Source organism: Thiothrix sp., assembly GCF_028714775.1.
In the GTDB taxonomy this organism is placed as follows: Bacteria; Pseudomonadota; Gammaproteobacteria; order Thiotrichales; family Thiotrichaceae; genus Thiothrix.
In genome coordinates this window covers 14566-29285 of sequence record NZ_JAQTLS010000012.1, presented here as the reverse complement: position 1 = coordinate 29285, position 14720 = coordinate 14566, and the positions used below count along the sequence as shown (strand labels likewise).

Sequence of the window (14720 nt, the reverse complement as noted above, 5' to 3'; positions counted from 1 at the left end):
GATTAACGTTACGATGCAAGCACACCGCCTTGAATGTCCACACTAAAAACCCTAACATGAATCGCTACTTTTCATCGGTACAAAGGAAGTATGTATGCAAAAGTCTGGATACGCCGCATTATGCTACACGCTGGCGGCGGCACTGCTGACCACCACCCCTGCCCTCGCGGACAGGCAAGCGCCGGACACTTACTGGCAGGAAAGCTGGCAGTGTGGGCAAGAAGCCAATCCCAGCCGGGAAATGGTGCAGATGCTGATCGAAAGCGGTTCCCTGCACGGCTATACGGTCAATGGCGTGACCTTACCGATACTGGTGGGGCAACGATTGGAGCAGCTTGGCACGGTCATGTTCATCCAACAGGGGGATCAATGGCATACCTACCCGATTGCCGCAGGCCACACAGTCGAAGGTATTTATAGCACGCCCGCTTACGACCGCATTATGTTGTTCAGCATGTGGGCAATTGAAGGGCCGGGCGATGAATATACCGTGCTACGCGGCAAGAAGCAGCTTGCCAGCATTGACTGCCTCAAGATGGGTTTCCCGAAGGATTTGAACCAGCCGCTGTGGGCGAGTGAATACCTGAGCCTACACGATTTCAATATCGACAAAGATGGCAACGGGGCGCTGATCGGTGTTGCCAACCTTGAGCGTGACGGGCGCGAACAGCAGCGTTTTTACCAATATACCACCCATGATTGGGGGAAAACGTGGGGGAAACCTACACCGATCAAATCCCCCGCCGCGAAATTACCGGGTGTTTTCCAACCTGCCAAGGAAACCGCACCTGCGCCGCAACTGCTGGATAGCCTGCGGCGAAGCCTTGATCAAGGAACCAATTCTACGCGGATCGGCGTATAGCTTTGTCCGTTACTGAATCCCATGCCGGTGCTAATCCCTGCCCCATAAGACGGGGAACCTGACAAATCGTGTAGGACATCCAGCAAACGGATGTTCTGGGCGTAAGCAGCGGATGGGTCAAGGTATTCTTTTTGCCCCTTTTCCCGTAAGTGCTGACCCAGTTGGACAATGTGCGCTGGTGGCGCATCCAAACTAAAACTGTTCAACTCATCAAACAGCAAGGCTTCCATCAGGAAGTAATAGGCAGGCAAGATTTGCGGCAGTGGGTGCGCATAATAATAAGGGCGGGCAGGCTCATTGGCATAAACCTGTTCAAACTGCTCGGGGAAATACGTAGCGGTCAAAGCGCGGTAAATATCGGGGGTAGTGTGTATGCCTTGCGGATCAAGGCCAAAATGCCGTGCAATCTTTTGGTTAAAGCCTTCCACAGCGGTATTGATCATGCCCATGCGTTCGTGCGCCAGCGGTGAAGCGCGGTTGCCCGCACAGGAGATGTAACGTTTGCCGATCCCCACCTGTTCAAATAGCAGGTACATCAGGTCTTCGCTGGTACGCCCACAGCGTTCATAGAAAGGGTGCAGCACCGCGAAATAATACTGGGCAAAACTCACGAAATGGTAGACCGATTGCCGGTCAACTTCCCCCAAAAGACTTTCCACCTTGCGCGTATACACCGATAGCAAAGCATCAAGATTAGCAGGGCTTGGCGCATTAAAACGGTAATCGCCAAAGCCAGTGGGAATATTCCTGATTTCCCCCGCAATCCGCGTTACCGCATCGGACTGGAGCCGCCGTGTTTGGGATGGGTAAAGCATGATGGATTCATTACCCGCCATCCCCAGAAAATGGATGCAGCGCAGTTGGTCGATAAACGAGCCTTTGTATTCCTCAACGATCTGCGGAACCAGCGCATGGAAGCGCATCGACAGGCTTTTATCCTTTTCCATCACCGAAGCGCGGGAGTAACAATTTTCCTTGATACTGTTAGGGGAGCGGTACGGAAAACGGCTCTCCAATGTGTGCAAGCCTCGCACATCACACTCCTGCATCCATTGCAGGGCATGGCACTCCTCACCCATCTCTAGCATCCTGTCGAACAGGCATTGTGCCGAGACAAGGATACCCTCATATAAACTTGTATCGCTGAAAAAACGGTGCCAGAAATGCTGGATTTCTTCTCTATCCTGAGTAATAGCGTCTTTCAACATGAACACTCCTTGTTCAGTGCTGTGGTGTGTTGGGAAAAGATTACTTATGTCGTACCAGAGTATAGGAAGCCTTTGCGGTATACTGACTACCACTTATCAAAAAATATTACAAAATTGTGAAATTTATTTTACGCGGGCAATGCAACGTTACATGCCCGCTTGATTTGCTCATTTTTTAGTCAAAAATCAGTCGTTATCCAGCCCCAATGCCTCACGTACCAATGCCTTTTGCTGGCGCTGGTGCATGTACAAAGAACCGACAGCCGGAGCCGCCATTGCCGGACGGCTGACGCACACGACCTTGGCGTAGTCATACGCTTGGAAACGGTGCTTGATACCGTTCCACGCGCCCTGATTGACTGGCTCTTCCTGACACCAGATGACCGCTTCGGCGTTCGCGTAATATTCCATCACATCCACCAATTCCTGCGCCGGGAACGGATAAAGCTGCTCAATGCGCACGATGGCAATGTCGTTCAAAGCCCGCGCCCGCCGCTCTTCCAGCAGGTCGTAGTAAACCTTGCCGCTGCACAGGATCACACGACGCACTTTTTCCTTGGCTTCCACGTCGCTGATGTCAGCATCATCCAGCACCACTTCAAACTTACCGACGCTGAAATCATCCAGAGTGCTCACGGCTAGCGGATGGCGCAACAGGCTTTTCGGCGTAAACACGATCAACGGTTTGCGGTATTTGCGGATCATTTGCCGCCGCAGCATGTGGAAAACCTGCGCGGGGGTGGATGGGATGCAGATGTGCATATTTTCCTGCGCCGCCATTTGCACGAAGCGTTCCAAACGGGCGGAGGAATGTTCTGGCCCTTGGCCTTCCAAACCGTGTGGCAGGAACATGGTCAAGCCGCACAAGCGCTGCCATTTCTGTTCGCCGGAACTGATGAACTGGTCGATGACCACTTGCGCCCCGTTCACGAAGTCGCCGAATTGCGCCTCCCAGATAACCAGCGTTTCCGGCTCGGCGGTGGCGTAGCCGTATTCAAACGCCAGTACCGCTTCTTCTGATAATACCGAGTCGATCACGGTAAATTTGGCCTGCCCCTCAGCAGTATGTTGGAGCGGAACCCATTGCTCGCGGCGTTGCTGATGGTGCAAAACCGCGTGGCGGTGGGAGAATGTGCCGCGACCGCAATCCTGCCCGGAAAGGCGTACTTCAAACCCTTCTGCCAAGAGGGTTGCGTAGGCAAGGTTTTCCCCAAAGCCCCAATCGGCAGGCTGTTCGCCGCGCCCCATGGCCGCCCGTGCTTCCAAGACTTTAAGGACACGCGGATGCACCACGAAATCTGCCGGAATGCCGCTTACCCAACCCTCACTGATCTCCCGGATGCGCTCAAGTGGGCAAGTGGTATCAATCTCTTGACGCCAGCGTTGCCCCCGGTACTGTTTCCAATGGGTCTGCAATTTTGCGGGTAAACCTGAACGGGTCTGGCTGTTGCAGCAGGTAATCCCGCCGTTTGCCAACTTGATACGGTAGGCATCCACCAAACCACTCGCACCCGCTTGCGACACCACGCCATCTTCTGCCAGCTTGGCGGCATATTTGGCGCGGGTCGAAGGCAAACTGCGGATAATCCCGTACATTACTGGCTGGGTCATGTTCGGCTCATCGGCTTCGTTATGCCCCAGACGGCGGTAACACACCAGATCAATCACCACGTCTTTTTGGAACAACTGGCGGTATTCCAGCGCCACTTTGGTCACGTAGACCACGGCTTCCGGGTCGTCGCCATTGACGTGGAAGATCGGCGCATTGATCATTTTCGCCACGTCGGTCGGGTAATAGGTAGAACGGCTATCCGATACCGTGCTGGTAGTGAAACCAATTTGGTTGTTAATGACGATGTGGATCGTGCCACGGGTGCGGTAGCCACGGGTTTGCGCCATGTTGAAGGTTTCCATCACCACGCCCTGCCCGGAAAACGCTGCGTCACCGTGGATGGAAATGCCCAGCACTTGGTTACCATCGCGGTCTTGGCGACGGTCTTGGCGGGCGCGGACAGCACCTTCCACCACCGGGCTGACGATTTCCAGATGCGAGGGGTTGAATGCCAAAGCCAGATGCACCGAACCACCCGCCGTGCTGACATCGCAGGCGTAACCTTTGTGGTATTTCACGTCGCCGGTATAGCTTTCATCCACCTTGCCTTCAAACTCGTGGAACAAATCCCCAGCGGGTTTGCACAGCACGTTGGTCAGCACGTTCAAGCGCCCCCTGTGTGCCATGCCGATGACGATTTCTTGCAAGCCTTGTGCACCACCTTCGTGGATCAGGGTTTGCAGCAAAGGGATCAGGCTTTCGCCGCCTTCCAGACCAAAACGCTTTTGCCCAACGTAGCGGCGGTGCAAGTATTGCTCGAAACCTTCCGCTGCTGTCAGTTGTTCAAGGATTTTGCGCCGTTCGGGATGGCTCAGTTTGCCAGTGCCCATTTCGGGTTCGATACGGCGTTGCAACCAACGTTTTTCCTGCACGTCCAGAATGTGCATATATTCAAAGCCGGTCGTCCCAACATACGTGGTGCGCAAAGCGCGGAGAATATTACCGAGGGTTGGCTTGGCCTTAATATTGAACGAACCGGGATTAAACAGGGTGTCGGGATCAACATTTTCCAACTCATGGTGTTCCAGCATCAGTTGCGGTACACCGACCTTATAAGCGTAATCGCCCAGCGGGTTGGTGTCGGCTTCCAAATGCCCCAAATAGCGGTAGGCATTGATCAGGCGGGAAACGCGCAATTGCAGGCTGCGGTGTTCCATGATCGCGCTGTCTTCCGCTGGCAGAACTGCCGGAGTAAGTGCGGGGGCTGTTTCCAGTTGTTGGAAGTATGCCTGCCACTGTGCATCCACACTGCGCGGGTCTTGCTGGTATTGGGTATAGAGTTGTTCGAGAAAGACTGCATGTTCGCCGTCGAGAAAAGATTCATCCATAGATTGATGGTTTTTCATGCATTTACGCTCCAGCCTAGCCTGTTGGAAAAAAGGTTACGACCAACATCGGTGCTTGTTGTGTATATTATTTGTTTGTAAAAAGAGTCGGGCATTATAGCTGATAGACGGCAGATTAATAGCGCACAGCAACATTTTAGCCAGCTTCATCAGAAATCCGCTGCATCTCGTCTGATAGCTCCTATACTTTGGTGACTGATGTATACAATATGCACGGATTGCGGGTGCGTTGCGCCCCTAAGTAATAACGAAAATAAACCACACAACGCTAACAAGGATTGTTTGTGACAGGAGATTGGTATGCAGGATATTGATATGCAAGCCCTATGCGGCTACGCGAAACAGTTTTCCGGTCTGGATGAGCAGCAAATGGCGGTGTTGCAGCAAGTCTATCCCGATGTCAGCGGGCGGCTTCAAGAAGTGACCAACACCTTTTACGGGAGCCTACAAGAAATCCCCAAAACCCACACCTTCCTCGAAGGGCGCATTGAAGACTTAAAAAGAACCCATGTGGCATGGCTGAACGAGCTATTCACCAGCGACTTTGGCGAAGATTACACCCGTAAGCTCTACAAAGTGGGTGATGTACACGTCAAGGTGAAACTGCCAGTAGAATTCATGGCGGGCGCAATGGTCATTATCCAATCTGAACTGATCCGCATCTTCGGTGAAATTTACGCCGATAACCAAGAGAAAATGCTTAAGGCTATCCGTGCACTCAATGCGGCGTGTGGCTTTTCCTTGCTGATCATGCAGGAATCTTACCAATCTTCTTCAATGGCGGAAGAGTTGGAAAAATTCCTGCGCATCACTGGCATGAGCCGGGTGCTGTTCAACAATCTGGCGCGGGCTTACCGCTAAGCATTGCTTGCGCCACAGCTTCCGCAATCCTGACACCATCCACCCCGGCAGAAAGGATACCACCTGCGTATCCTGCGCCTTCGCCTGCCGGATATAAGCCTTTGACATTCAGGCATTGCAAGTCTTTGCCACGGGTGATACGCAACGGTGCTGATGTGCGGGTTTCCACCCCCGTCAGCACTGCGTCATACAGGGAAAAGCCTTTGATCTGGCGTTCAAATGCAGGCAAGGCTTCGCGGACAGCTTCAATCACGTAACCGGGCAAACTGCTGTCAAGACTAGTCAGGTGTACGCCCGGTTGGTAAGACGGCTCGACCGTCCCCAATTGGGTGGAAGCAATGCCTTTGATGAAATCCCCCACCAACTGCCCCGGCGCGAGATAATTGCCACCGCCGAGTTCATAAGCGCGGGATTCCCACTGACGCTGGAATTCCAACCCTGCCAATGGCCCACCGGGGTAATCATCCGGGGTAATACCGACCACAATTCCCGCGTTGGCATTGCGTTCAGCACGGGAATATTGGCTCATGCCATTGGTTACAACCCGCCCTTTTTCCGAGGTAGCCGCCACCACTTGCCCGCCCGGACACATGCAGAAACTGTACACCGAACGCCCATTCTTGGCGTGATGCACGATCTTGTAATCCGCCGCACCCAGCTTTTCATTGCCCGCGTGTTTACCGAAACGTGCTTGGTCGATCAGTGCTTGCGGGTGTTCGATGCGGAAACCCACCGAAAACGGCTTGGCTTCCATAAACACGCCGCGTTCGTGCAACATGGTGAAGGTATCCCGCGCACTGTGCCCTAACGCCAGCACCACATGGTCGGAATAGATTTGTTCGCCGCTGGCAAGCACCACCCCGCGCAACTGTCCGTGTTCGAGCAAGACATCGGTGACTTGTTGCTTGAAACGGATTTCGCCGCCCAAACGTTCAATTTCGTGGCGGATGTTTTCCACCATTTTTACCAAACGGAATGTGCCAATGTGCGGCTTGCTGAGGTAGAGGATTTCTTCCGGTGCGCCTGCTTTGACGAATTCAGTCAAGACTTTGCGCCCGTAATGCTTGGGGTCTTTGATCTGGCTGTAGAGCTTGCCGTCGGAAAACGTGCCCGCCCCACCTTCGCCGAATTGCACATTCGATTCAGGGTCTAGCTCGCCTTTGCGCCACAAACCCCATGTATCTTTGGTACGTTCGCGGACTTTTTTGCCACGCTCCAGAATGATTGGGCGGAAACCCATTTGCGCCAACACCAAACCTGCCATGATCCCACACGGCCCAAAACCGACCACTAGCGGACGTTGCGACAGGTTTTCCGGCGCTTGGGCAACAAAACGGTAAGTGGTATCAGGACTGGGGGAAACGTGGTTATCGTCGGCAAATTTCGCCAAAACACTGGTTTCATCGCGTAGCGCCGCATCAATCGTGTAGACCAGCACAATAGCGTCGCGCTTACGGGCATCATAACCGCGCTTGAAAACGGTGAACTCCAGCAAATCGGCAGGCGCAATGCCAAGACGCTGCACAATCGCGGCGGGCAATACTTCAGCGGGATGTTCCAGCGGCAGGCGCAGTTCGGTAATGCGTATCATGGGGCGACAGCTTATGGCTCAGCAAAAGCGCGATTGTATACTACCTCGGTGCATTCTGCCTGCCCTTACCCCGCATCACACGCCGTTGAACACCACACTGCGCAAGCTCAGCTCCGTGGCATCTTCCAGCCATGTCCCATGCAACTCAGCTTGGATAGCAAACAGCATTTGCCCACTGCTGCTAGTCGCCTCAATTTGTACCCTAACCCCCTCTTCCAGATGTGCAGCGTTTACCTGCAACCCCACTTTTCCGTGATTTGAGCCTGTCTGTTTCAACAGCAACTCAGCGATCTCGCCAGCCATGTCTTTCAACACTTCCAGCGTCAAAACTTTCTTTTTCATAACAGCCCGTAGAGATAAACGGTACTTGATTATATGATTGTTTTTACGGCACAGTAAAGGGAATGCTACGGTAACACGCGGTAACAGAGGGCAAGCGGGTAGCGAAGCGAGGCTCTGCCCCGCTTCGTGTCCTTTACACTTGGGTTACGGCGGTGGGTCAACCCATCCACTCGTCCCATCCAAAGGAATAGTATCCGGCAAGGTTGGCATGACCGCAGGCAACTCATTGTTCACGTAGTAGAACAAGTTTGGTACTTGCGTGGTAAAGCCATTCAACGCCACTTGCGTTTTCGCCGCCGCACTAACTTCTATACCCCAAGCAGCAAAGTAATTGCTGTAATCCTTACCCGCAATTTTTGAAGCAGCGAGATACATGAAGTCATTACCATTGAGGTTACTGGCATCCGTGCGGTTGTAGTTACCCATACCTAGCAAGCCTTTCACTGCATCCCATTTATTATTTGAGACAGAGGTATCTTTGACCGCGTCGCTGAGGATACGATCCATCAGGTACATTTTGGTGTATACGTCCCACGATTGTTGGGTGTAAGCCAATTGCATGTAGAACGATAACCGTTCAAAGGCATTGTCATACGTCCCTGTTCCAGACCACAGCGGATGACTACTGTTAGCTGTCGTACCTGCCCCAATAGCTGCTTGCAGGATGGTGAATGCTCCCTGATTGGATGGGCGATCTTGAGTTGGATGCTTCGCTAAGTTTTGCGCCACAGTCCATTTCCATTGGGTATGTAACGGGAACATATTGTTAGACACTTCCGTACTACGCCCACTATAAACTTTCAGACGTTCACGTTGCAGGTTATGTCCCATTTCATGGTTTTCACCCCAATCCACCGGCATAATGGGACTACCAGAATCGAACGGATTACCTGAACACAATGCCCCGCAAGCCGCATTCACATCTGAGTTGATGTGCTGGATTTTAGGCTTCGCATGGATCACTGCATCCGTACACAGATTCTTGATGCTACTACCGTAATTGACACTAACCAACCCCATGCTGCTACAAAATGCCTGAACTTCCGCATCCAAGGATGGTAAACCAACCCCCGTAAACCCAGCGTAAGCGTAGTTACCAGCAATCAGATAACTATTCAAGTCATCAATGTAGTCCTTCACATCCTGTGTCGTATAACCATTACTACTATTACCATCCTGTTTCGCAAACGCTGACAACATATTGGATTTCAATGTATGAATTTCAGCATACGGCGTTTTAATGTCCGCCCAATCACTATTGCTGCTGATAACCGCACTCAAGAAAGTTTGGATAGATGTATCGTCAAACGCTGTCAACAATGGATTATCCAGTACATTGCTGAATTCCACTGTGAATGGTACTGCACTACTAGCAGCACCCGTCCACCCCAGATAGATCGGCCCACCATAAGGCGTCGAGAAGGTATAGGTCTGGCCTACTTGCAGCGTCACCACCGGACTCGTCATGTAACGTGGGCGACTGTACTGGTTGTCATTCCACAAACGGGTGCTTTCGCGCAGGTAATTGAACTTCAATTTGACCGTATTGCTACTGGCATCCGTGCGACGGATAGTGATGGATTTTCCCGGTGGCGCATACAGTCCTGTACTAGTCCACTCATCAAAACCCGTCGGTGTATAAGTCAGGGTTTTACTGATGCCGCTTTGACTATTCAAGTCTACCTGCGCATCTGTAAAATCCCCCATGTCCGGTTGGTAAATATTATTGGAACGGGCGTAATGTACTGCGTAATCGGCAAACAGTGCTTTAAAGAAGGTGGTGTTGTCGGTGGTGCTCTTGTCCATCGGATACTGGATATTGGCGCGGTATTTATCAGCCAACAACGTAACCACTTTCAGTAAACGGAAACCATCACTCTGTTCAAACAGGTTTATACCTTGCCCATCAAGAGCGTTTAATGCGGTACGCACGGCTTCTACCCCGCCAGTAAATTGGGTTTGCATCGTATTGCCGCTGGTAGCATCTATGACAGTGGTGGGGTCACACGTGACTGTCCCTACATTGTTGACGCAATTGGTATCACTGAACCCGAAATTAAGCGCCCCTTCTGCCAAGGCATTGATCACAGTTTGGATAGCATCTAGGCTACCGCCATTTGCCGATAACAGGCTGGTGGGTACAAAGCCAACCAATTTTTCTTGCCGCCAATAGTTATCCGTCGTAGTCAGACCAAACTGCGCCATTAGACTCTTTCCCAAAGCCGTCATACCGCCGTCGTATTGCAAGTACAATACGGGAATACCCTGCGCTTGTGCATCTTTGACTGCCTGCACAGTGGCATTTACATTAACGGGCGTAGTGTAGTTAGTGTCGTAAGTACCATCTTCTTGTCCAATAACTAGCAAATCTGCCCCTGTCAGGCAATTTACCAACGCGGTATTTTCGCACGCATCCTGTGCATTGACCGTTACGGTAGAAGGATAAGCATTAGCAAACCATTGGTGCGTCGTTGCATCATGTTTAAACCAATAATCATCAGGCTGGTGTGCTACCACCACCTTAAATGGGCGAGTGGCAAGGTCACTACGCTGAGTCAACCATTCCAAGGTACTTTTGAGAAATGCCTGCATTTGGGAATTAGCCGTTCCTCCCGGTTGGGAAGTACGGGTCAAATCATGCAAGGGATTCTCCCCAAATACAGCATAGCGTGCGCCGTTATCCTTAATACCCGCCAGTGCCAGATTTTTGTTGAGGGAACTGCTTTGTTTGGCTGCTACGTTGGAGACTAAAATTGGGAAGTTTTCTCCCATACTGAGACTATCAAACCAAACGGAATCATGGCTCGGATCCCAATCAATCCCCGTAACACTTCCAGCAGCAAGGCTACCATCGGCTGCTAGTTTAAAAATGCTTTTGATGCTCTGTGCTTGACGAGATTTGATGGCAGTTACCGTAGCGTTGGTTTCAGTCACCAACTCCTGTTCAGTTGTCACACTAGCATCACCCGTACTTAAAGCATCTGCCACTGATGAAATGCTAGTAACAACGACCACAACAGGTGCACTTGCAGTATTGACACCATCACTGGCAGTCACTGTAAAGTTGTATGTCGTGCCAGCCTGCAATGCGCCACTGACGGTAATATTACCTTGCGCATCAATCGCAAACGGCACTCTCGCACCTGTTAGGGAATAAGTGATGGCGTCCTTCTGGTAATCAACCGCATTCACCTTGACCACAAACTGCCCCACCGCAACACTGTGGCTCAACTGAAAACTGTACGCTGACAAATTGAGTGCTGGGGCAGGAGGTGCTTGACCGTAAACTTCCACTTCCCGCATATGCAAACACTCTGTACCACCTGTTTTTGGAACCGCTTTAACGATGACATAAGTACCCGACTTTGGGGTTGCCAGCAGAATTTTTTGTGCATTAGCGGTATCTGCCAGCGTGAATACCTTGTCCCCCGCACTCATGCCACCATTAGTGGCACTGTTTGCACTGACATAGACTTCCGCACCATTCAAACGCGATGTCCATGTATCACGCCCAGTCACCACAATGCGGGAAACCAGTGTCGGCGCAGGCAGCTTGACCTGCCACCAGTCACCCACTTCACAGTTGGTGTGATTTGTCGTTTCAAGTTTGTCATCAATCGCATTACCTGCCGCACTGGAACTATTATATGTACTGCTCTGTGTCGCTATGCCAAATTCCAGCGCAAGGTTAAACGGTGCTTGTACCGTAACAGGCACACTGACCGTGCCAAGACCATCTGTCCCTTTTACCGTAAATGTGTAGGTCTCCCGATTGAGTTCACCTGTTACAGTAATATTGCCCTGTGCATCAATCGCAAAAGGAACTGTGCCATCAATGCTGTAGGTAACGGCTCTGCCTGCATACTGAATAGCTTTAACCGTACCCACAGCCCCACCTTGTGCAGTGCGATGCTTGACTTCAAAGGCGTAACTGGTTTTTGAGAATTCCAGAGTGTCAGAACCAATGCCCTTGACAGCGACTTCTGCCATGTGCAAACAGGCACTGCCATTCGTTTTGATAATGACATAACGGGCGGAACGTGCTGGGTCTACTGTGACTGTCTGTGTAGCATCACTAGTGAGTGTTTTTACCAGTTCTGCGGCACTCCAAGTATTGTTGGATGCCGGTGTATTGGAGATATAGACCGTTGTGCCATTCAGACGGCTGTTGACTACAGCCCCCCGGTTTGTAACGACAACCTCAGAAATATGGGACTCACTTTTCAACTCAAGCTGCCACCAGTCACCGGATTGGCAATTGGCATGGTTATAAGTGTTGGTATTGCCATCAATAGCATTGGAAGCTGGGTATGAACCACCGCCATCCGAATAGGTAGTACTTTGGGAGGCCATGCAGTAGGGCGCAAGATTCAATGGTGTAACAGGTGCGATGACAGCCAAATTGAAGGCAGGCAAGGCAACGGATAGGGATTTACCATCCGTAACGCTAATGATGATATTGCTGGTGATTCCCACATCCGCTGCTGTTGTTGTGCCCGTCAATGCGCCCGTAGAGGTGCTGAAGCTTGCCCAAGATGGTTTGTTCGTGATACTGAATGTTTGGGCATCACCATCAAGGTCTTCAGCCGCTGGAGTGAAACTGTAAGCACTGCCAACCTTTACGCTGGTGGCTGGTGTGCCGCCGATGGTGGGGGCACGGTTCGGCTGCACGACTGTTAGGTCGAATGCGGTAAGGCTGGCACTCGCATCCTTGCTATCTTTGACACTAATCACAATACCGCTAGTAGTGCCTACATCGGCTGCCGCTGGCGTACCACTGAGTTTGCCCATCGTGGTGTCAAGCGTAGCCCATGACGGAGTTTTATTGATGCTGAACGTTTTGCTGTCACCAGCATCTTCGTCGGTAGATGCTGGGGTAAAACTGTAAACACTTCCAACATTTACGCTGGTGGCTGGCGTGCCACTGATGGTTGGGGCATGATTACCCCCACCACTTGTGCAATCACGCTGTAATGAATCACACAAATGCTGTTTGGCAGTGGTTGAATCTACCAACGTCATGCTTTGCCCAGAGGCACTTCGTGCTGCTTGCAAAACAGCCGCAGGATCAAAAGGGTCATCAAAAGACAGGGATGTTATATTTTGCAGCGCATCCACCACACTAGACGCAATCTGGATACCATTGTCAGGCTTGCCATCCGCATCAAGCGTCAATAATAAACGCACCCGATTCAACACTTGTGGGTCATCTAAATTCGCATTGCTCCCTGCTAATCCTAGCGGAGTGACAATTTTATCCGCCAAAACGTTTATATTGTTTGGTCTGTCAATCGGGACTGCCCTACCCAACAATATGTTCCCAAGGTAAAAGCTGACAGGCTGTCCTTCCACATAGTAGAACACACCATCGGCATCCGTTACCCCCGTTACGCCACTGCCTGCATCGTAGCGGACACCTTGTGCAACACCGTCAAGAAGCACGGCTTTGACGGTTGTAATATTTCCTGTATTACCGCCTCCTGAGCCACCGCCACCGCCTCCACACGCCGTTAGGAGCAGCAAATAACCGAGAAAGAACCATCGTAAAAGTATGTTTACTGACATTCTTAATAGCATTCCTTAAGTAAACCGAAGCACTAACTGCAATCTCGAAAACCCCAAGAATTTTATCAACTCTCGGAGGTCGGACACGGTGATGAACTCACCAACGTGCTGCCCGCAACAGGGCTAGTCATGGAGGGTGCGGCGTTCGCCGCATTAGCTGCAAACAAGCTCGACACAGCAAGCCACAGCAGGACAAAGAAAAAGGAACGGGCGGACTGTCTCATGGTATCTCCCTCACCTAACCACCATTTCACATTGCAGGTATAGGTCTGTCTTATTTCGCTGATCAATGGTTCAAACCGTACTATAATCACCGCCCAGCGCGAGGGCGTAACTGCCAGTTTCTCCAAGGCTATCACTATCCTTTATCCTGAACGCCAGATAAACGGGGTAATTGAAGAATGACTTTCAAGGAAACCATGAAAATAAAAAATCTCAGTGACTTGGAAGTCTTCGTGCTGACGGCGGAAAGTGGCAGCCTTTCCGGCGCGGCGCGGGTGCTGAACATCTCGCCAGCCATTACCAGTGCATCGCTGAAACGCTTAGAAAGCGACCTTGGGTTGATGCTATTTGTGCGTTCCACCCGCAGTTTGCGCCTGACACATGAAGGCGAACGCCTGTTACCCGCCGCGAAGCTGGCTCTCCAAGAGTTGCAAGACGCTATCGAAGAATTGAACACAGGCAAACAGGTGATTCGCGGTCACTTACAAATTTCTATCCCTTCGGATTTGGGGCGCAACCAAGTGCTGAATTGGCTGGATGATTTCCAAACCACTTACCCCGACGTGACGATTCGCCTGCACTTGAGCGACAGCCTGACGGATATGTACCGCCAACCCATTGATGTTGCCATCCGTTACGGTGATTTGCCCGACTCCAACTTGATCGCCCTGCCCTTATTGCCGCAAAATCGCCGGGTATTGTGCGCCTCCCCTGCCTACATCAAACGGCATGGGAAACCCACAACGCCGGAGGAATTGCCAAACCATAACTGCCTGCGCTTTCACCTGAATGACAGCGTGCATGAACAGTGGAATTTTTACCGTGATGGGCAAACCCTGTCAGTCTTGGTTAATGGCAACCGCCGCGCCAATGACGGGGATGCCGTTCACCGCTGGGCATTGGCAGGGCATGGGATTGCGTACAAGTCGATGCTGGATGTGTTGCCGAGCCTGCGCTCTGGTGAATTAATCCGGCTTTGCCCGGATTGGGATGGGGAAACCACACCGCTGTGGTTGGTATGCGCTGACCGCCGCCAATTATCGCCGACCGTCGTGCGCTTGCGGGAACATTTGCAACAATGCTGCCACGAGGCCGGAAAAGCCCCGTGAGC

At 51.7% G+C, this 14720-nt stretch carries 9 protein-coding genes; 3 read left to right on the top strand and 6 right to left on the bottom strand.

Going from position 1 to position 14720, the window contains the following annotated elements; all coding sequences use genetic code 11:
- The first annotated feature begins 94 nt into the window (after positions 1-94).
- On the top strand, positions 95-862 hold the full coding sequence (locus tag PHE17_RS12550; RefSeq protein WP_301016207.1) for a hypothetical protein: 768 nt from the start codon (positions 95-97) through the stop codon (positions 860-862).
- Here the strand turns inward: PHE17_RS12550 and PHE17_RS12545 are convergent.
- Together PHE17_RS12545 and PHE17_RS12540 are read right to left on the bottom strand one after the other, a co-directional pair.
- The gene (locus PHE17_RS12545; RefSeq protein ID WP_301016206.1) at positions 829-2070 is read right to left on the bottom strand and encodes a Fic family protein; all 1242 of its coding nucleotides are present in this window, start codon (positions 2068-2070) and stop codon (positions 829-831) included. The genes PHE17_RS12550 and PHE17_RS12545 overlap by 34 nt on opposite strands.
- Before the next feature lie 186 nt (positions 2071-2256).
- Positions 2257-5028: a 2-oxoglutarate dehydrogenase E1 component gene (locus PHE17_RS12540; protein ID WP_301016205.1), complete on the bottom strand. Its 2772-nt coding sequence runs from the start codon at positions 5026-5028 to the stop codon at positions 2257-2259.
- 300 nt (positions 5029-5328) lie between these two features.
- Between PHE17_RS12540 and PHE17_RS12535 the strand changes: the two genes are divergently transcribed.
- A complete protein-coding gene (locus tag PHE17_RS12535) occupies positions 5329-5889 on the top strand; it encodes a protoglobin domain-containing protein (RefSeq protein WP_301016204.1) in 561 nt (186 codons plus the stop codon).
- On the opposite strand, the gene PHE17_RS12530 is transcribed toward PHE17_RS12535, so the two are convergent.
- The 4 genes from PHE17_RS12530 to PHE17_RS12515 all read right to left on the bottom strand — a co-directional run bounded on the left by PHE17_RS12530 (position 5861) and on the right by PHE17_RS12515 (position 13611).
- Positions 5861-7480 carry an NAD(P)/FAD-dependent oxidoreductase gene (locus tag PHE17_RS12530; protein WP_301016203.1) on the bottom strand — a complete coding sequence of 540 codons (1620 nt, stop codon included), beginning with the start codon at positions 7478-7480 and terminating at the stop codon, positions 5861-5863. The two genes, PHE17_RS12535 and PHE17_RS12530, sit on opposite strands and share 29 nt — an antisense overlap.
- A gap of 75 nt (positions 7481-7555) precedes the next feature.
- Positions 7556-7822, bottom strand: a complete 267-nt coding sequence (locus PHE17_RS12525; RefSeq protein WP_301016202.1) for a hypothetical protein — start codon at positions 7820-7822, stop codon at positions 7556-7558.
- 144 nt (positions 7823-7966) lie between these two features.
- Positions 7967-13387, bottom strand: a complete 5421-nt coding sequence (locus tag PHE17_RS12520; protein ID WP_301016201.1) for an ImpA family metalloprotease — start codon at positions 13385-13387, stop codon at positions 7967-7969.
- Positions 13388-13452: 65 nt separating this feature from the next.
- The gene (locus PHE17_RS12515) at positions 13453-13611 is read right to left on the bottom strand and encodes a hypothetical protein (RefSeq protein ID WP_301016200.1); all 159 of its coding nucleotides are present in this window, start codon (positions 13609-13611) and stop codon (positions 13453-13455) included.
- 195 nt (positions 13612-13806) lie between these two features.
- Here PHE17_RS12515 and PHE17_RS12510 point away from each other — a divergent pair, with 195 nt between their 5' ends.
- The gene (locus tag PHE17_RS12510; RefSeq protein ID WP_301016199.1) at positions 13807-14718 is read left to right on the top strand and encodes a LysR family transcriptional regulator; all 912 of its coding nucleotides are present in this window, start codon (positions 13807-13809) and stop codon (positions 14716-14718) included.
- Positions 14719-14720 lie beyond the last annotated feature (2 nt).

What these genes read in the sequence shown, in the direction of transcription:
- PHE17_RS12540 (WP_301016205.1), bottom strand. Translation starts at nt 5,028, where the DNA reads ATGAAAAACCATCAATCTATGGATGAATCTTTTCTCGACGGCGAACAT.
- PHE17_RS12515 (WP_301016200.1), bottom strand. Translation starts at nt 13,611, where the DNA reads ATGAGACAGTCCGCCCGTTCCTTTTTCTTTGTCCTGCTGTGGCTTGCT.
- PHE17_RS12535 (WP_301016204.1), top strand. Translation starts at nt 5,329, where the DNA reads ATGCAGGATATTGATATGCAAGCCCTATGCGGCTACGCGAAACAGTTT.
- PHE17_RS12525 (WP_301016202.1), bottom strand. Translation starts at nt 7,822, where the DNA reads ATGAAAAAGAAAGTTTTGACGCTGGAAGTGTTGAAAGACATGGCTGGC.
- PHE17_RS12545 (WP_301016206.1), bottom strand. Translation starts at nt 2,070, where the DNA reads ATGTTGAAAGACGCTATTACTCAGGATAGAGAAGAAATCCAGCATTTC.
- PHE17_RS12510 (WP_301016199.1), top strand. Translation starts at nt 13,807, where the DNA reads ATGAAAATAAAAAATCTCAGTGACTTGGAAGTCTTCGTGCTGACGGCG.
- PHE17_RS12550 (WP_301016207.1), top strand. Translation starts at nt 95, where the DNA reads ATGCAAAAGTCTGGATACGCCGCATTATGCTACACGCTGGCGGCGGCA.
- PHE17_RS12530 (WP_301016203.1), bottom strand. Translation starts at nt 7,480, where the DNA reads ATGATACGCATTACCGAACTGCGCCTGCCGCTGGAACATCCCGCTGAA.
- PHE17_RS12520 (WP_301016201.1), bottom strand. Translation starts at nt 13,387, where the DNA reads ATGTCAGTAAACATACTTTTACGATGGTTCTTTCTCGGTTATTTGCTG.